The sequence below is a fragment of the Francisella frigiditurris genome (assembly GCF_001880225.1).
In the GTDB taxonomy this organism is placed as follows: domain Bacteria; phylum Pseudomonadota; class Gammaproteobacteria; order Francisellales; family Francisellaceae; genus Francisella; species Francisella frigiditurris.
On sequence record NZ_CP009654.1, the window covers coordinates 581,821 to 600,800 of the forward strand.

The following is an 18,980-nucleotide window of genomic DNA, read 5'->3' on the forward strand; positions in this document are numbered from 1 at the left end:
GAAGAATGTCTAACGCTAGAGAGATACGCTCTAAAGTACAAAGTGTTAAAAATACGCAAAAAATCACAGGGGCTATGGAGCTTGTTGCCGCAAGTAAAATGCGCGGAGCTATAGTTTCTATGAATAATGTACGTCCATATGTAGAGTGTGCAAATACAATAATTAAAAACGTTGTGGCTGCTAGCATTGACTATCCTAATCCTTTTTTGTATGAAAGACCTGTTAAAAGAGTAGGCTTTATTGTTACTTCAACAGATAGGGGTCTTTGTGGTGGTCTTAATATAAATTTATTCAAGCATGTTCTAAAAGATATAAAAGATTTATTAGAAGATAGAGTGCAGATCGATGTATGTGTTATTGGTTCAAAAGCAGAAGCATTTTTTAGAAAGCTAAAAGATGTGAAAGTTATTGCAACAGCTCATTATGTTGAGAAGGATAAGGAAAATAGCATCAAAATGATTGCTGGCGCTGTTAAAGTTATGCTAGACAAATTTAAAGCTGAAGAGATTGATAGATTATTTTTATATAGTAATGAATTTGTAAGCACTATAAAACAAAAGCCTAAAAAGCAGACTTTATTACCAATAAAAAATATCTTTACTGAAGAAGAAAAGGCAGAAAATAAAGCTGAAGCTAGTAAAGGTCATTGGGACTATATCTATGAAAGAGATATTGAAGAGGTTTTAAATGCTTTGTGTGCAAGATATATAGAAGCTCAAGTAAGAGGTGCTATTTTAGAAAATGCTGCATGTGAACAAGCAGCGCGGATGTTAGCAATGAAAAACGCTACAGATAATGCTGGCGATATTATTGAGAAACTTAAGTTAGATTATAACAAAGTGCGTCAAGCTATGATTACACAAGAGCTTGCAGAAATTTGTTCTGGGGCCGCGGCAGTTTAGGAGATATATGATGAGTACAGGTAAAATTATTCAAGTAATTGGTGCAGTTATCGATGTGGAATTTCCAAGGGATAATGTACCAAAAGTTTATGATGCATTAAAAGTTGAAGAAGCTAGTTTAGTATTAGAAGTTCAACAACAAATAGGTGATGGCGTTGTTAGATCTATCGCTATGGGAACTAGTGATGGATTAAAAAGAGGTATGGCAGTAACTAATACTCATGCTCCTATATCAGTTCCTGTAGGACATGGAACTTTAGGACGTATTATGAACGTGTTAGGTGAGCCAATTGATGAAGCTGGTCCAATTCAATATGAAGAGACTAGATCTATTCACCAAGCTCCTCCAGCATATGATGAATTAGCATTAAGTACAGAAATTTTAGAAACTGGTATCAAAGTCGTAGATTTGATTTGTCCATTTGCAAAAGGTGGTAAAGTAGGTCTATTTGGTGGTGCTGGTGTGGGTAAAACAGTAACAATGATGGAGCTTATCAATAACATTGCTAAAGAGCATAGTGGTTACTCTGTTTTTGCTGGTGTTGGTGAGAGAACTCGTGAAGGTAATGACTTCTATTATGAGATGAAAGAATCTAATGTATTAGATAAAGTATCTTTAGTTTATGGTCAGATGAACGAGCCGCCAGGAAATAGATTAAGAGTAGCTTTAACTGGTCTTACAATTGCGGAAGGTTTCCGTGATGAGAAGCGTGATGTATTAATGTTTATTGATAACATCTATCGTTATACTTTAGCAGGTACTGAGGTTTCAGCTCTTTTAGGTCGTATGCCATCTGCTGTAGGTTATCAGCCAACTCTAGCTGCTGAGATGGGTGCTTTACAAGAGCGTATCACATCTACTAAGACTGGTTCAATTACGTCTGTACAGGCTGTATATGTACCTGCAGATGACTTAACAGATCCATCACCAGCTACTACATTCTCGCATTTGGATGCAACAATTGTATTGTCTCGTCAAATCGCTGAGTTAGGTATTTACCCTGCTGTAGACCCACTTGATTCTACATCTAGACAGTTAGATCCGTTAGTTGTTGGTCAAGAGCATTATGAAACAGCTCGTTCAGTTCAGAAAATATTACAAAGATATAAAGAATTAAAAGATATCATTGCTATTTTAGGTATGGACGAGTTATCTGACGAAGATAAGAAAACTGTGGATAGAGCACGTAAGATTCAAAGATTCTTATCTCAGCCATTCCATGTTGCAGAGGTCTTTACTGGAAACCCTGGTAAATTTGTACCATTAAAAGATACTGTAGCTAGCTTTAAAGCTATAGCTAATGGCGAATATGATCATTTACCAGAACAAGCTTTCTATATGGTTGGTTCTATTCAAGAGGCTATCGAGAAAGCAAAAACTCTATAGGAAAAAATTATGTCTAAAAACTATATAAAAGTTGATGTAGTTAGCCCTAGCGGTTCTGTATTTACTGGAGAAGCTGATATTGTTAGCTTAAGAGGTAGTGCAGGTGAAATGGGTATAGCTTATGGACATACTGAGCTACTATCTACTATGCCAGCAGGTGTGGTAACTATTAAGAAAGATAATGATGTAGAAGTTCTTTATGTTTCTGGGGGAGTATTAGAAGTTACTCCTTCTAGAGTTACTATAATGGTTGATGAGATGGAAAGAGCTGAAAATCTTAATCATGCTGAAGCTGAAAAGGCTAAAGCAAGAGCTGAAGAAGCTCTTAAACATCCTGATTCTTCTAAACTAAGCCTTGAAGACGCTAAGAAAAGACTTCAAGAGGCAGACGCTAGATTAAAAGCCTTAAATTCATCAAAAGGTATTTATTACTCAAAAGATCCTGAATAATATTTTTTCTTGAACTCTACCATTTTAATCTGTAGCTTATATTTTATGTAATATTTTTAATATTAGAAAAATGAGCGAAAATAATATACCTGAATGGCAAAAACAAAGAGAAAATATTAGAAATAATAAATCAGGCTATTCAATAAGACCTAAAAATGGTTTTTTTATAGTTTAAGTAAAGACCTTTCTAATACTGCTGTTTTTAACTTTCTTTATATTCTTCTTAATATATATTTGTATTCTGCCTATGCTGATCCTTCTGGTGTTACATTTAACAGTGTAAATACTTATAGTTACATCTCTTCAGGTTTTGTCAACATTAACATTGTATTATATATGTTATATTAGATCTGTGAAACTTAGAAGAAAATCGATTTTTATAATTGTTTTAATTTCAGATATTATCACTTTCTCATTTGCCTTTAGTATATTTATTGTTTTAATAGAGCTAATCTTAGATATATCAGCTTTTATATTGGCAAATATCAATTATCAGGAAGAAATAGAGTAATTTCAATTCTTTAGTTTAGTAAATCAAAGAGAGTATTTCTATTGCTTGTATCCGGCAGGAAAAAAAATTATAGTTTAAGTATAAATATCATTTTTGGTAAGTCTTTGCCACAACTCATAAGCTTAGTTTAATAATTAAAATAGTAATAACCTGAGAGGTCTATAAATTATGAATAGAGAATTTTATAAAAACGTAAATACTAGAATAATTGAGATTAAAGATGCTGGAACATATAAAAGTGAAAGGATTATTGTAACCCCCCAAGATCCTGTAATTAAACTAGAAGATGGAAGCGAATTAATAAATTTCTGTGCTAATAATTATTTGGGCTTTGCTAATAATAAAGATATTGTGAAATATGCAAAGAATCATATCGAAGAATATGGTTATGGTATGGCTTCAGTAAGATTTATTTGTGGGACTAATAGTGTTCATAAAGAATTAGAAAAGGAGCTAAGTGATTTTTTTGGGTTTGAAGATACTATTTTATATCCATCTTGTTTTGATGCTAATACAGGCTTATTTGAAACGCTATTGACTAAAGAAGATGCAATAATTAGCGATTCGCTAAATCATGCTAGTATTATAGATGGAGTTAGACTGTGTAAAGCTATGCGTTTTAGATATGATAATAATAACATGCAAGACTTAGAGGAGAAATTAAAAGAAGCAGATAAGGCTGGAGCGCGCTTTAAAATGATTGCTACAGATGGTGTTTTCTCAATGGATGGAATTATTGCCAACTTAGAAGCGGTTTGTGATTTGGCAGATAAATATAATGCTATTGTAATGGTTGATGATTCTCATGCTTCTGGTTTCGTTGGTAAAAATGGTAAAGGAACTATAGAGCATTGTAATGTAATGGGTAGGGTTGATATTTTAACAGGAACTTTAGGAAAAGGTTTAGGTGGAGCTTCAGGTGGCTATATCTGTGCTAAAAAGGAAGTTGTTGATTTATTAAAGAATCTTTCTAGACCATATTTATTCTCTAACTCTTTGGCACCGATTATTGCTAAGACATCTCTAAAAGCTTTAGATATAGTTAAAAGCTCTAATAAACTAAGAACTCAACTTGAGGCAAATAAAGATAGATTTAGGGAAAAAATGACTGCCGCTGGTTTTGATTTAGTTCCTGGTGAGCATCCTATTATACCTGTAATGATATATGATGAGAAAAAAGCTGCTGAATTTGCAGAAAAACTTTTAGATTATGGTATTTATGTTATTGCTTTCTCATATCCTGTTGTTCCTAAAGGAAAAGCAAGAATTAGGACACAAATGTCTGCAGCACATACTTTTGAGCAAATAGATAAAGCTGTTTCAGGCTTTACAAAAGCAGCAAAAGAGTTGGGAATAATTTAGTTATTAAGGAATTGTATGAGTATAAAACAAACAATGAAAGCATTATCTAAATTAAAAAAAGAGCCAGGAATTTGGATGATTGATGATGCGCCTATCCCAACTTTTGGTCATAATGATGTTTTGATTAAAATAAAAAAAACTGCGATTTGTGGTACTGATTTACATATATATAACTGGGATAAATGGTCACAGGCGATTATTCCAGTTCCGATGATAGTTGGACATGAGTTTGTTGGAGAAGTAGTTGGTTTGGGAGAAGGTGTTTCAGGCTTAAAAATTGGAGATAGAGTTTCAGGAGAAGGGCATATCGTTTGTGGACACTGTAGAAACTGTAGAGCAGGTAAAAGACATCTTTGTCGAGAAACTATAGGTGTTGGGGTTAATAGGCAGGGGGCATTTGCAGAATATTTAACGATTCCTGCTGTTAATGTATTTAAAGTGCCTGATATGATAAGCGATGAGATAGCAAGTATTTTTGATCCTTTAGGAAATGCTGTACACACAGCTTTGTCTTTTAGTTTAGCAGGTGAAGATGTATTAATAACAGGAGCTGGTCCGATAGGATTAATGGCTGTAAAGATAGCTAGATTCTGTGGAGCTAGGAGAATAGTGATTACAGACGTTAATGAATATAGGTTACAAAAGGCTAAAGATTTGGGTGCAACTTTTGCTTTGAATGTTTCTGATTATAAGACTAAAGAGTCATTGTCAGAGCAAGTGAGAGTTGTGATGAAAGAAATAGGTATGACAGAAGGCTTTGATATTGGACTAGAAATGTCTGGGTTTAATTCTGCTATTACAATGATGATTGATGCTATGAATAATGGTGGCAAAATGTCTTTATTAGGTATTTCTGGTACAGATATAACCCTTGATTGGGGTCCTATAATATTTAAAGGATTAACATTGAAAGGGATATATGGAAGAGAAATGTTTGAAACGTGGTATCTTATGGCTAGCATGATTCAGGCAGGATTAGATTTAAATCCTGTTATCACACATAGATTTTATGTTGATGATTATAAAAAGGCTTTTGAAATTATGAAAGAAGGCAAATGTGGTAAAGTAATTTTGGATTGGGGAAACTAAGGTTTGGATGATCTAAAGAAAATAACTAAAGTAGACATTCAATGGGTTTTTACATTATTCGGAACAGCAATAGGGGCAGGTTTATTATATTTACCGATACAAGCTGGTAAAAGTGGTATTTGGGCAATTATTACAGTTATGATTTTTGCACTTCCTTTAACATATTTGTCTCATAGAAATATGTCTAGGATAGTTTTAAAGAGTAAAAACCATGAAGATATTACAGATACTTTCTCAGACACTTTGGGGTATGTTCTCGGTACAATATGTGTTTTATTGTATTTTTTAGCAATATATTTAAATATGCCTTTATATGCTATTGGTTTAAATAATGAAATTTCTAATTTTCTTTATGAAAAAGGAATTACTAGTGTAAATCTATCAAATCACATATGGTTTAGCTTTTTGCTTTTGTTTTTTATATTTATGTTAGTTTCATTTGGTATAAAAATAATATTGAGAGTTATGCAACTTATAGTAATAGTTTTAATATTGCTTGTTATATTCCTTTCCATATATATGATTCCTTATTGGAATATTAATTACTTAGATTTTGGCAGTTTTGATTTTCGTTCTTATTTGAGAGGAATATTAATGGTGCTACCTATTTTAGTTTTAGCATTAAATCATTCTCCAGTGATATCTAGCTTGGTAATATTTTATAGGGATAGAGTAGGACTTAATTACCCTAATAATGAGGATAAAGTTAATCAGATAATGAAAATAAGCAGTCTATCATTATTTATTTTTGTGCTTATATTTGTAACATCTTGTCTTTTGAGTGTTCCTGAGCAAGATATTCTTAATGGTGCTTGTAATAATTTATCTATAGTAACTATTTTAGGTAAGTATCATGATAGTCAGATTCTTGATTTTTTAGGGCCTATGATAGTTTTAACTGCTATAGTGAGTTCATTTGTTGGGTGCTATATAGGTTCAAAAGAAGGGTTACATTGCTTACTTAATACTTTTTTAAATAAGTTCTTAAATCGTAGAATTCCTAATAGATTAATAAATCGTTTAGCAACATTTCTTATATTTCTCACTTTGTGGGTAAGTGTAATATGTAATTTTAGTATACTGGATATTATTGGTTTATTAGTTGCTCCAGCTGTGGCGTTTTTATTATATTTATTGCCGGTAATAATTATATATAAAAATACAAAGTATAAAGCTTATAGATACACTGTGTTGAACGCTTTTCTGACAATTATGGGATTAACCATTATTGTTGGTTATTTCTTTGGTTTAACTGTTTTATAAACTTACTTAGATATTTAAAATATTTTGTGAAATTTATTTGAAATAAAAAGAAAGGGTTAGAAAGAATTGTAGGGAGTTGATTAACCCCCATTATTATTTAGACTTTGTCCCAAGCGTCTGCCCAATCGGATCCAGTTCCTGGAGCATAATAGCTAGGTGCTTGTGAGCACCATCCAGAATATGGGAACGGCTTACATTTATAGTTCCCACTAGCATTGCTTACTATATCTCCAGCTTTATATGCTGTACCAGCAACATATTTAGGATAATCATTTGGCGTTGGCGTTGGCGTTGGCGTTGGCGTTGGCGTTGGCGTTGGCTCATCCGCATAAGCTAATATTTTAATATTCTTCGTTTGTTTCCAATTTTTAGTACCCTCTAGCTTGCTCACTATAATTAATTTATAGTTACCCTCTTGAAGTCCTTTTAAGCTCCAGTTAAGACTAGCTGAGCTATTAGGGTTTATTGCTATATTCTTTTCTATTTTAACAACATTTTTTTCACTATCTAATAGCTTAACGGTTACTTTAACCTGATCGGAGCTATGAGACATGATGTTAAAGTTGATCTGAACATTGCCATCTGAGTCTATGGTATATTCATCTAATGCGCCCATTAAATGTAGCTCGTTCACTGGAGTATTAGACTCTTCTTCTGAATCAACAATCTTAATATCTTTGGTTTCTTGCCAGATTGGAGCACCAGTAAGAATACTTGTGAATGCTAACTTATAATCACCTTTTTCTAAGTCTTCGATACTCCAAATTACATTGGCAGTATCATAAGGGTTTATTTTAATATGATCTTCTCTTTTAATTGGATTATCTTCACTATCAAGTAAAGTAACTGAGGCCTCGACAGGCTCAGAGCTATGAGACATTAAGCTAACATTTATTTGTATGTTGCCATAATCATCTATAGCATACTCATCTTGGACATTCATCAAATGTAATTCATTAATAAGGTTCTGATCTGCAATTTCGTGCTTAAGGTTTACTTGAGAGTATGTATTACCTAATGTTTGATAGATCATTAAATTCTCTGTGCTAGGTGAGACGACACCATTTTTCTTAACCCCAGCAATGATTTTATTGTTTAAGCTATTTGCACTTATTTCATTGATTTTCTCAGCTATAGATTTTAATAGTTGTCCTGAGTCTGGTGATTTTGGCACAGTTATTAAATCAAACTCTTGAGAACCATTTTGTTGACTAAATACGAATAATGAAACTTTATCGCCTTCTTTCAAATCTGTTGGATTAATATCAAGTCTAAATGATTCTACAGGGAATTGATCAGAAGGTGTAGGCTCATCTGGAATGTTTTGAATCTCTTCCCATACTGCACTTTGACCAGGAATATCTGATGATCCTGCCCACCATTTATTTTGATAAATTTTACCATTGTGGCTGACTTTGGTGCCAGGTGTAGCATACGTTGAGTTTGAGCTCCATGCTGGAATTTCGCCATTGTCATCATCAGATGATGATCCTGGTTTTATAATACTTCCTTCAGTTTCAGCATTAGAAAACTCTAAATCAATTAAATTGTAGAAGCTATTTACAGTATCATTAACCTCCCATTCGGACATTATGATTTGATAGCCTGATCTTTCTGGTAGGTCACACGTGAAGCTTTGTCCATCTTTTGCTGGTTGATTAGGGGCAATCCAGTAAGGAGTAGGGTTGTAGCAGTGAAGAGGTTCTTTCTCAAAACTATCTCTTGTAAGAGGCTTGTTTGGATCAAAATCAGCTTTTGTTATATAGAAATCAAAAGCATTTGATTTATGGTTTGCCGTAAAAAACCATGTGAATTTATGCGGTTGATTTGGTCTAATTACAGTTTTTGCCCATCTATTCTTGCTTTGCTCATCTAAAGGTTCAAAACCAGAAACTCCAGCACTTCCCATATTATTATTTAGACTGCCAGAATTAAAATAACCTTTTGTTCTTTCAATTGACTGAGGCTCCCATTGAGCTCTACCACAATCTTTGTTCTCTCCAAGTTTACAAAAGTATCCTCTAGATGCAGGACTTTCCACATATCCATGAGAATATGCCTGATTTGCTACCAATAAACTTAGCCCCATAAATAGAGTAATTTTGTTCAATTTCATAAGTCACCTCTTTTGTCATAGTTTATTAAAATTTAAATAAATTTAAATTAATCTATACTTAAATTAATTTAATAATAAAATAATATTTCCTCGTTTTTATAGTTTTATACAGCAAAAATGAAATTATCTTTATTTTTTAATGTGTATATGAAGGGTCTTCCTTAATGTAATTCCTTGTACTAAGTGCTTTTATATATATTTAATAAATAATCAAAAAAATAAATTTTTATGAGAAAAGTATTTTAAAACATAAGGCTTTTTCTAATATTAAATATAGTTATTGTGTTAAAATTGAGAATTTAATTAGCAATATAAGTAGCAAGTTACCTATATTGAATTTTAGATTATAGTTTTATTAAAAGGGAAAGTGGTCATGGTAGTAACAAGATTTGCTCCAAGTCCTACAGGTTTTTTACATGTAGGTGGTGTAAGAACAGCATTATTTAGTTGGCTTTATGCAAAAAGGCATAATGGTAAATTTGTATTAAGAATAGAAGATACTGATTTAGAAAGGTCTACGCAAGAAGCAGTAGATGCTATTTTAGATGGTATGAAATGGCTTAAGCTAGAAAACGATGGCGAGATTTACTATCAGACAAAAAGATTTGATAGATACCACGAAAAAGTTAAGCAACTTGTTGCTGATGGGAAAGCTTACTATTGTAATTGCTCAAAAGAAAGGTTGGATGAGCTAAGAGAGTCTCAACAAAAGAATCATTTAAAAATTGGTTATGATGAAAAATGTAGAGAGTCTAATTATATTCCTAAAGATGGTGACAAATATGTGGTGAGATTTAAGAATCCATTAGGTGGAGTTGTTAGCTGGGATGATGCTGTAAAAGGTAGAATATCTATAGCCAATGAAGAGTTGGATGACATGATTATTCAAAGGTCTGATGGTTCGCCAACATACAATTTTTGTGTAGTTGTTGATGATATAGATATGGCTATAACTCATGTAATTCGTGGTGATGATCATATAAATAATACTCCTAAGCAAATAAATATTTATGAAGCATTTGGTGCAAAGGTACCAGTTTTTGCACATGTTCCAATGATTTTGGGGCCAGATGGGGCAAAACTTTCTAAAAGACATGGTGCTGTAAATGTTATGCAATATCGTGAAGATGGATATTTGCCACAAGCTATATTAAATTATCTTGTGAGACTTGGTTGGTCATCTGGGGATCAGGAAATCTTTTCTATAGAGGAAATGATAGAGAAATTTAATTTAGAGCATATTAGTGCATCTCCATCTAGATTTGATTTTGAGAAACTGGGATGGATAAATAAGCATTATATAAAAACATCTCCTTTTAAAGATATAAAAGATGAGGTTGAATATCATTTTGAAAAAGCAGGTTTAAATATTAATGATGGACCGGTTTTATCTGAACTTGTACCGGCAATGGCTGAAAAAGTGGAGACTTTAAAAGAGTTAGCTGAGAAGTCTAGCTATTTTTATTCAGATGAGTTGTCTTATGATAATGCATCTATAAAGAAACATTATAAAGCTACAACTGGTGATATCTTGAAAGTTGCTTTAAGTAAGTTTGAAAACTTAAATGATGCTGACTGGAAAGATGAAGCTGTACTTCATTCAGTTGTAAGTGCAACAGCAGAAGAGTGTGAGTGTGGAATGGGCAAAGTTGGTATGCCAATTAGAATCGCTGTTACAGGCTCTGGACAGTCGCCAGATATTGGGATAACTTTAAAGCTTTTGGGGAAACAAAGAGTTATTTCAAGAATACAAACAGCTATATCTAAGTTCTGTTAGGCCTTTAAAAAAATATTGACAGGATTTGAAATAAATATATAATAATTTCACATCATTTGATTGATGAAAAGTCTTATGTCCCGTTCGTCTAGAGGCCTAGGACACCGCCCTTTCACGGCGGCAACAGGGGTTCGAATCCCCTACGGGATACCAAAAATTCAAATTTTATATAAAAATATTTATACAATCATTTAGGAATATATAACCTTTATCTGTAGGTTTTAATATATTGTTTTCGTTTGACAGTATGCCTTTTTTAATTCCTTGAGCTATTTTGGAATCAATATCTTTTATATTTAGAAAAGTAGTCTCTGTGAACTTATTTAGATTAAAGCCATTTTTTAATCTAAGGGCATTTAGCATAAACTCATAAATTAGATCTTCTCTTGTGAGAATATTTGATCCTTTTACAAAATTTGTTGTTTGAGTGTAGACCTTAGGATGTTTATGTTTCCATACTCTTTTAACTGTATGCTTGTCTAGATTTGTTACTTTGCTATGTGCTCCTGCTCCTATACCTATATAATCTCCAAACAACCAGTAATTTGTATTATGTATAGAGTTCTTATTGTCTTTAGCATATGCTGAGATTTCATATTGTTTAAATCCATTTGAGTCAAGAAGTTCTTTGCCTTGGATTTCTATCTTTTCAAGGATTTCTTCATTTGGAAGAGAGGGTGTATGAGCGGCAAACATAGTATTTGGTTCGATAGTTAACTGATACCAAGATAGATGAGAGGGAAGCATTTTTATTGCTTCAGAAAGGTCAAATAATCCGTCAGCTAAGTTTTGTTGAGGAAGACCATGCATTATATCTATATTGAAATTATTTATATCTGATTTATGTATTTCCTCTATGGTTGTGTACACATTTTGACTATTATGAATTCGTCCAAGGGTTTTTAGTTTATCATCTTGAAAACTTTGTACTCCAAGAGAGATTCTATTTATTCCTATTTTTGAATAACTGTCTATAGACCCTCTTTCAACTGTTCCTGGGTTGACCTCAAGAGTTATTTCACAATTGCTAGCAAGTTTGGCTTTTGTTTTTATGTGCTCTAATACTTTTCCTAAATATTCAGCTTTGAATAAGGATGGAGTGCCTCCACCGATAAATATGCTTATAATTTCTCTACCCTGAATATCTTCTAGGTGTTGATCAAAATCCTCTATAAGTTTTTTGTAATATGTATCAGATAAATATAAATCATCCTTTATTGCATGCGAATTAAAGTCGCAATAAGGACACTTTTTAACGCACCAAGGGAAATGGATGTAAATGCTTATGTATTTATCAATTTTAAACATATTTAAGAGTCTAAAGATAGGCTTTATAAGGTTGTATTTTAATATGATAAAGATAAAAGAGCTATGATGTGAAGATAAATAACTTACTAATTATAAATGTATATAGAGCTACTAAAAACATGGTAATAAATAGAGCTACTAAATATTGAATATTAAAGTGAAGAAGTATGAAGTAAATTCCTTCATTTAAAGCAAGCCCTATAAGCGCATTTATGAAAAATTGAGATGCGGCTTTTTTATGGGATTTGGTGGTTCCAGAAAAAGTTAAGTATCTATGACCAAAATAGCTCACATTAAAAGCAATAAGAAAAGCAAAAAAGTTTGCTACAAGGGGTTTTGCTATATTTAGATGTACTAAAATGAAGACTATTATGAAGTTTAATATAGAGGCTAGAATACCTATTATTAAGAAATATGAAAGTTGCTTTCTTATCATTTATTGTGGAGTTTAAATTTGGTTGCTTATATTATAACTATAAGTGATTAATTATCTAAGGTTTTAAGATGGAAATAATAAAGTATCAATTAGGAATAGTTGAGCCTAATACATCTTCAGCTATGTACATGATGTTTAATATAGCTAATGAAGAAAATCTTGAATTTGGTTTAAAAGTTTTACAAAAGTTTGTTGATGGAAAAACAATAGTTGCAGGTTTTGGGAATAATCTAATAAAGCATTTTCTGAAGGTGGATTTATATAAAAAACAAAAATTTAACTCGAATTTGATGCAAGATGACAGTGGATATGATCTTGTTTTATGGATAAAAGAGGAAGATAAGGGAGTCATATTTCATCATGCTTTCAATATAAGAAAAGCATTATTAGAATTTTTTGATTTTAAGAAAGCTGTTTCAGCTTATTCATATCATCGTAAATTTGATTTATCTGGTTTCGAAGACGGTATAGAGAACCCAAAAGGTGATGAAGTTGTTCCTGTGGCAATAATTAATGAGGGCTTGTTGGAAGGTTCAAGCTTTTGGGTTTTACAGCAATGGCAGCATGATTTTAATTGGCTTATGAATGCTAGTCAGTCAGAGAAAGAGGGTTGTATAGGAAGAAGTATGGATGATTCTCATCAGTTATCAAATTTGAAAGATTATGCTCATATAAGTAGATCGGCAAAAGAGAATTTTTCACCAGAAGCTAATTTATTAAGAAAATCGATGCCTTGGTCTGATGGTAGTCTAAATGGAGGATTTATGTTCTCATGTTTTGCCTCTTCATTTAGATCATTTAATTTACAAATGGGTCGAATGCTTGGAGATGGTGATGGAATAATAGACGGGGTATTTAAATTCTCAAAAATTTTGAATACTAGTTATCTATGGTGTCCACCATTTAAAAAAGGAAAGCTAGACATATCTCTTTTTCAAAAATAGAGTCATTAACTAAAACTCTTTATTCTATACAAAATCACTTAAACAGGTTAAAATATTAATCGTGTATTTTTTAAATTTACTCATCTACGGAGGATAGTGCATGGCTGATATTAAGAATATCGCAAAAGTAGAAATAGAGGACAAGGGTAAAAAGTATTCTCTATATAGTTTAAAGAAACTTAATGCAGAGTTGGGAAAAGATGTTTCTCGTCTTCCTTACTCTATAAGAGTTTTACTAGAAAACCAACTTAGAAATATTGATGGTTATAAAGTAAAAGAAGAAGATATGCATAAAGTCTTAGACTGGGATGCTAAATCTAAAGATAGACCAGAAATTCCTCATATGCCTGCTAGAGTAGTTATGCAAGATTTCACAGGTGTTCCAGCTGTAGTAGATTTAGCTGCTATGAGAAAAGCGATTAAAGATGCTGGTGGTAATCCTGATAAGATTAACCCTCTTGTAGATACAGCTATGGTTATCGACCATTCTGTTCAAGTTGATTATTATGGTACGAAAACTGCTTTAGCGCAAAACGTAGCTAAAGAGTTTGAAAGAAATGGTGAAAGATATAGTCTTTTAAAGTGGGCGCAAACAGCTTTTGATGATTTTGTTGTGGTTCCACCAGGAATGGGGATTATCCATCAAATTAACTTAGAGTATTTAGCAAAAGGTGCTTTAGTTAAAAATATAAATGGTGAAGACATCATTTATCCTGATACTTTAGTAGGTACAGATTCTCATACTACCATGATCAATGGTGTTGGTGTTGTTGGCTGGGGTGTTGGTGGTATCGAAGCTGAAGCAGTTATGTTAGGTCAACCATATTATATGGTTTTACCAGATGTAGTAGGTGTAAAACTTACTGGAAAATTAAGAACTGGTGTTACAGCAACTGATTTGGTTTTAAGAATTACAGAAGTATTAAGAAAGCATGGTGTTGTTGGTAAGTTCGTAGAATATTATGGTGATGGATTAGAAAGTCTATCATTACCAGATAGAGCGACTATTGCTAACATGGCTCCTGAGTATGGAGCAACTATTGGTTTCTTCCCTGTTGATGAAGTAACTTTAGATTTCTTTAAAAATACTAACCGTGCAGAACTTGTAGATGCTGCTCGTGAAATGTATAAAGAACAACTTCTATATAGAGAAAACTCTTCAGAAGAGCCTGAGTATTCTAGTATAGTTGAAATTGATATGTCTGAGATTGAGTCTAACCTTGCTGGTCCTAAGAGACCTCAAGATAGAGTATCATTTCATGATATGAAAAAAGCATTTAAAGAGGCTCTAACTCATGAGCAAGGTTTACATGGTTTTGGTTTAACTGAAGCTGATTTGGAAAAATCAGTAGAGGTTAAAGGGCTTGATGAGACTATTACTCATGGTTCAGTGGCGATAGCTGCAATTACATCTTGTACAAATACATCAAATCCATCTCTTTTACTAGGCGCTGGTTTATTAGCGAAGAAAGCAAATGAGAAAGGGTTGAAAGTTAAGTCTTTTGTTAAGACATCTTTAGCACCTGGATCACAAGTTGTAACCCAATATCTAGAAAAAGCAGGACTTTTATCTGAGTTAGAGAATTTAGGGTTTAACTTGGTTGGTTATGGTTGTACAACATGTATAGGTAACTCTGGTCCATTAGATCAACCTGTTGTTGATGCAATTAATGAAGCTAATTTGGTAGTATCTTCTGTAAGTTCTGGTAACCGTAACTTTGAAGGGCGTATTAACCCTCATGTTAAAGCTAATTATTTAGCTTCTCCAATTCATGTTGTAGCATATGCATTAGTTGGCAGTGTTGATTTTGATCCAGTAGAAGATGTTATTGGTCAAGATGCTGAAGGTAATGATGTTTTCTTGCAAGATATTTGGCCTAGTACTGAAGAAATTGCGACAATTCAAGCTGATGTTGTTAATTCAGAAATGTTTAAGAAAGCATATGCAACAGTTCTTGATGGAACAAAAGACTGGCAAGAGCTTCAAGTTCCAACAGGTAAGCTATATGAGTTTGATAAAAACTCTACTTATATTCAGTGTCCAAATTTCTTTGAAAACTTTGCTGGTGAGAATACTGGTAGCTTAGATATCAAAGGAGCAAGAACTTTATTGATGCTTGGTGACTCTGTTACTACAGACCATATTTCTCCAGCAGGTTCAATTCCCGAAGATTATCCAGCTGGACAATATCTAAAAGCTCATGGTGTTGAGAAAAAAGATTTTAACTCTTATGGATCACGTCGTGGAAATCATGAAGTTATGATGAGAGGAACTTTTGCAAATATTCGTATCCGTAACTTATTGCTAGATAATGTTGAAGGTGGTTATACTAAGTATCATTTAGATGGTTCTCAACAGTATGTGTTTGATGCTGCTATGAAGTATAAAGAGAAAGGTATTCCTCTAGTAATTTTAGCGGGTAAAGAGTATGGTACAGGATCTTCTCGTGATTGGGCGGCTAAAGGTACATTCTTACTTGGTGTTAAAGCAGTTATAGCAGAAAGCTATGAAAGAATACATCGTTCTAACTTGGTTGGTATGGGTGTTTTACCTCTTGAGTATGTTGATGGGCAAAATGCTAAAACACTTGGACTAGATGGTTCTGAGATGTTTAACATTAAAAACCTAGATGGAGTTAAACCAAGACAAAGAGTTGTTGTAGAAGCAGTACATCCTACAACTGCTCATACAACTACATTTGAAGCGTTAGCTCGTTTAGATGCTGATGTAGACGTTGATTACTTGAAGAATGGAGGAATTTTACAGACAGTTCTTAAGGCTATGATGTCTGGTGATGAATCTTCTAAATCTTGTAGTTGTCCTTTTACTAAGATAGGTAGATTCTTCAAGAAGTTATTCAAATAAATTTTTCTTTATTAATTTTTCTGTAATCCTTATTTTCTTTATTTGCTAATAATGGTAAAGTTTCTTTATCGATTTTTATTATAAAAGTACGCTTGTGATAGAAAAACTTCTAACTTTATGTGTTCAAAAGAAAGTATCAGATTTACATTTATCTTCTGGTTGTAAAGCAAGATATAGAATAGATGGTGATCTTGTTGATATAGAAAGCTCCCCAGTATTAAATGACAAGATGATTAGTCAGATGTTATTGGAAATAATGACTGAGGATCAAAAAGAGGAGCTGATAGATACGCTAGAGTGTGACTTCTCAATAGATAATAAAGAGAATGATGCTAGATTTAGGGTAAATGCTTTTTTTCATAATAGAGGCTATGGAGCAGTATTTCGTCGTTTAGAAAATAAGATTCCTACTTTGGACCAATTTAGTGCGCCAAAAGTTTTAAAAACGGTACAGGCAAAAAGAGGTGGTTTAATTCTTGTTACGGGTCCTACGGGTTCTGGTAAGAGTAGTACCTTGGCGGCTTTAGTTAGTGAAATAAATCAAAAAGAAGAAGCCCATATTCTGACGATAGAAGATCCAATTGAGTTTGTACATGTTAGTCAAAAGAGTTTGATCAATCAAAGAGAAGTTAAGAGGGATACTAGATCATTTAATGCCGCCTTGAAATCTGCTTTAAGGGAGGATCCAGACTGTATTCTTGTCGGTGAGATGAGAGACTTAGAGACTATTAGGCTCGCATTAGAAGCTGCTGAAACAGGACATCTTGTGTTAGGAACTTTGCATACAATGTCAGCTATAAAAACTGTAGATAGGATTATTTCTGTTTTTCCTCCAGCGGAACAAGAACTGGTAAGAAATATGTTAGCAGAATCGCTACAAATAGTTATTTCTCAAAGGCTTTTGAAAAGAAAAGGCGGTGGACGAGTAGCAGCTTATGAGGTTTTGGTTAATAATTCTGGTATAAAAAATATGATAAAAGATAATAGGCTTTCTCAAATTTATAGCTCTCTTCAAACAGGAAGTGCTCAAGGGATGTCTACTATGGAAGCTAGTATTGAGCTTTTAATGAAGACAGATATAATTAGTAAAGAAGAGGCAGCAAAATATATTGTAATTAAAGGTTAATTATTTATAAGAGGAATTCTTACTGTAACAGTAATTCCTTTATCTTGATTATTTTCTGCATACACTTCTCCATTATGGAGTCTAACTATTTCAGAGACTATTGCTAGGCCTAATCCACTACCTTCTTGTTTTGTTCCGGTTTCTCTATAAAATCTATCAAATATTCTTGTTAGACTTTCCTTAGGAACACCTATTCCAGTATCCTTAACTGTTATCATAATACTTTTATCTTTGAGATAAGTTGTGACCTCTACAGATCCATTAGGTTCGGTATATTTTATTGAATTTGAAATAAGATTTTTTACTAAAATATTTATTAGATAATCATTACTTTGACAGTAAAGCTCTTTTTTATAAGGATTAAATATAAGATTTATGTTTTTTTCTATAGCTTTAATAGCGGCATCAGCTAATGCTGTTTCTATTGTTCTATTAATTCCTAGTTTCTTAGCAAAAGAAATTTGCTCATTTGGCTGAATTCTACTAAGGGTTAATAATTGGTCAATTATATGAGAATATCTGTCTGCTGAGTTTAAGACTTTTTTGAGTTTTTCTTTTATTTCTGTGAGGTCGTCACTAGTTAGAGCAATTTGAACTTGTGTCCGTAATCCAGCTATTGGTGTTTTAAGCTCATGAGCAGCATCACCAGAAAATCTCTTCTCTCTTTCAAGAATATTTTGGAATTTATCAATAAGAGAGTTAATTTGTTGAACAAATGGCATTATTTCTTGAGGGGTTTCATCCATATCGAGTCTATCATTACTTCTAGGATTAAGTCTTGATACTTTTTTATTAATTCTTTTTAAAGGTCTGAGAGCTAAGCTTAAAATATAGTATGTAAATGCTACTAAAAATAGGTATGTAAGAATTAATAAACCTAAAGCTTTAACAATTACAGAGTGAGATATTTTATCTTTAACAGCATCATTAATAAAGATGGTTATAAGGTTTCCATTATCGGTAGTTAAAGTATAGGTGTACCAATATTTTTTCTGACCTCCGTTTAATACTGTATATATCCTTTCAAAGCCTTGGTTTATCTGCATATTGTTTTTTTCAAAATCTGGCAGATTAGAGGTTTTTAATATAAGTTTCTTATCTTTCGGATCATAAACTCTAATAGCAACATTTTCATTATAGTTTTCAACGTTTAAAAATGATTTAGACATATTATTAAAAATTACACTTTCTTCTGCTGCTTCTAAAGTTGGATATATTTTAAAAACGGTTTCTAAAACTTTAGCTGATACCTGCATTTGATAGTCAAATAATGAATCACTTTGCTTCTTTATCTGGTGAAAAATAATTATTGATATAGTAAATATAAGAATGGCAAAAAAAACAGTAAAAGAAGTTATCAAGAAGCCAAAAATGGATCCACTTTTTTCTTCTTTTATATCATCCATAGAAGTTTTCTTATTAAAAATATTGTGTCTATTAAGT

General features: G+C 32.6%; 14 protein-coding genes and 1 tRNA gene. 11 read left to right on the forward strand and 4 right to left on the reverse strand.

Translation table 11 applies throughout. The features are described from left to right. Positions 1 to 5 precede the first annotated feature (5 nt). The 6 genes from KX01_RS02965 to KX01_RS02990 all read left to right on the forward strand — a co-directional run bounded on the left by KX01_RS02965 (position 6) and on the right by KX01_RS02990 (position 6,964). Complete coding sequence (locus KX01_RS02965; protein ID WP_071663578.1) at positions 6 to 902, forward strand: F0F1 ATP synthase subunit gamma; 897 nt, start codon at positions 6 to 8, stop codon at positions 900 to 902. 10 nt (positions 903 to 912) lie between these two features. Continuing rightward, the gene (gene atpD, locus KX01_RS02970; protein WP_071663579.1) at positions 913 to 2,289 is read left to right on the forward strand and encodes a F0F1 ATP synthase subunit beta; all 1,377 of its coding nucleotides are present in this window, start codon (positions 913 to 915) and stop codon (positions 2,287 to 2,289) included. A gap of 9 nt (positions 2,290 to 2,298) precedes the next feature. Further along, positions 2,299 to 2,739, forward strand: a complete 441-nt coding sequence (locus KX01_RS02975) for a F0F1 ATP synthase subunit epsilon (protein ID WP_071663580.1) — start codon at positions 2,299 to 2,301, stop codon at positions 2,737 to 2,739. A 679-nt stretch (positions 2,740 to 3,418) separates the two neighbouring features. Then, positions 3,419 to 4,612 carry a glycine C-acetyltransferase gene (locus tag KX01_RS02980; protein ID WP_071663581.1) on the forward strand — a complete coding sequence of 398 codons (1,194 nt, stop codon included), beginning with the start codon at positions 3,419 to 3,421 and terminating at the stop codon, positions 4,610 to 4,612. Positions 4,613 to 4,645: 33 nt separating this feature from the next. Beyond that, positions 4,646 to 5,701 carry an L-threonine 3-dehydrogenase gene (tdh, locus tag KX01_RS02985; protein WP_071664735.1) on the forward strand — a complete coding sequence of 352 codons (1,056 nt, stop codon included), beginning with the start codon at positions 4,646 to 4,648 and terminating at the stop codon, positions 5,699 to 5,701. A gap of 3 nt (positions 5,702 to 5,704) precedes the next feature. Next, entirely contained in the window at positions 5,705 to 6,964 is a 1,260-nt protein-coding gene (locus KX01_RS02990) for an amino acid permease (RefSeq protein WP_071663582.1), read from the forward strand. A gap of 97 nt (positions 6,965 to 7,061) precedes the next feature. Here the strand turns inward: KX01_RS02990 and KX01_RS02995 are convergent, their stop codons facing one another. After that, a complete protein-coding gene (locus KX01_RS02995) occupies positions 7,062 to 9,080 on the reverse strand; it encodes a lytic polysaccharide monooxygenase (protein ID WP_071663583.1) in 2,019 nt (672 codons plus the stop codon). A gap of 373 nt (positions 9,081 to 9,453) precedes the next feature. Between KX01_RS02995 and gltX the strand changes: the two genes are divergently transcribed. Further along, entirely contained in the window at positions 9,454 to 10,857 is a 1,404-nt protein-coding gene (gene gltX / locus KX01_RS03000) for a glutamate--tRNA ligase (protein ID WP_071663584.1), read from the forward strand. Positions 10,858 to 10,934: 77 nt separating this feature from the next. Then, positions 10,935 to 11,010, forward strand: a tRNA-Glu gene (locus KX01_RS03005). Positions 11,011 to 11,022: 12 nt separating this feature from the next. Here KX01_RS03005 and hemW read toward each other — a convergent pair. Then, positions 11,023 to 12,165, reverse strand: a complete 1,143-nt coding sequence (gene hemW / locus KX01_RS03010) for a radical SAM family heme chaperone HemW (RefSeq protein WP_071663585.1) — start codon at positions 12,163 to 12,165, stop codon at positions 11,023 to 11,025. A gap of 61 nt (positions 12,166 to 12,226) precedes the next feature. After that, a complete protein-coding gene (locus KX01_RS03015) occupies positions 12,227 to 12,601 on the reverse strand; it encodes a GtrA family protein (RefSeq protein WP_071663586.1) in 375 nt (124 codons plus the stop codon). A 68-nt stretch (positions 12,602 to 12,669) separates the two neighbouring features. Between KX01_RS03015 and KX01_RS03020 the strand changes: the two genes are divergently transcribed. From KX01_RS03020 to KX01_RS03030, 3 genes are all read left to right on the forward strand, one after another. Beyond that, complete coding sequence (locus KX01_RS03020) at positions 12,670 to 13,545, forward strand: Dyp-type peroxidase (RefSeq protein WP_071663587.1); 876 nt, start codon at positions 12,670 to 12,672, stop codon at positions 13,543 to 13,545. 100 nt (positions 13,546 to 13,645) lie between these two features. After that, a complete protein-coding gene (acnA, locus tag KX01_RS03025; RefSeq protein WP_071663588.1) occupies positions 13,646 to 16,411 on the forward strand; it encodes an aconitate hydratase AcnA in 2,766 nt (921 codons plus the stop codon). 94 nt (positions 16,412 to 16,505) lie between these two features. Beyond that, on the forward strand, positions 16,506 to 17,537 hold the full coding sequence (locus KX01_RS03030) for a type IV pilus twitching motility protein PilT (RefSeq protein ID WP_071663589.1): 1,032 nt from the start codon (positions 16,506 to 16,508) through the stop codon (positions 17,535 to 17,537). Here KX01_RS03030 and KX01_RS03035 read toward each other — a convergent pair. Continuing rightward, entirely contained in the window at positions 17,534 to 18,943 is a 1,410-nt protein-coding gene (locus KX01_RS03035; protein ID WP_071663590.1) for a sensor histidine kinase, read from the reverse strand. The two genes, KX01_RS03030 and KX01_RS03035, sit on opposite strands and share 4 nt — an antisense overlap. Positions 18,944 to 18,980 lie beyond the last annotated feature (37 nt).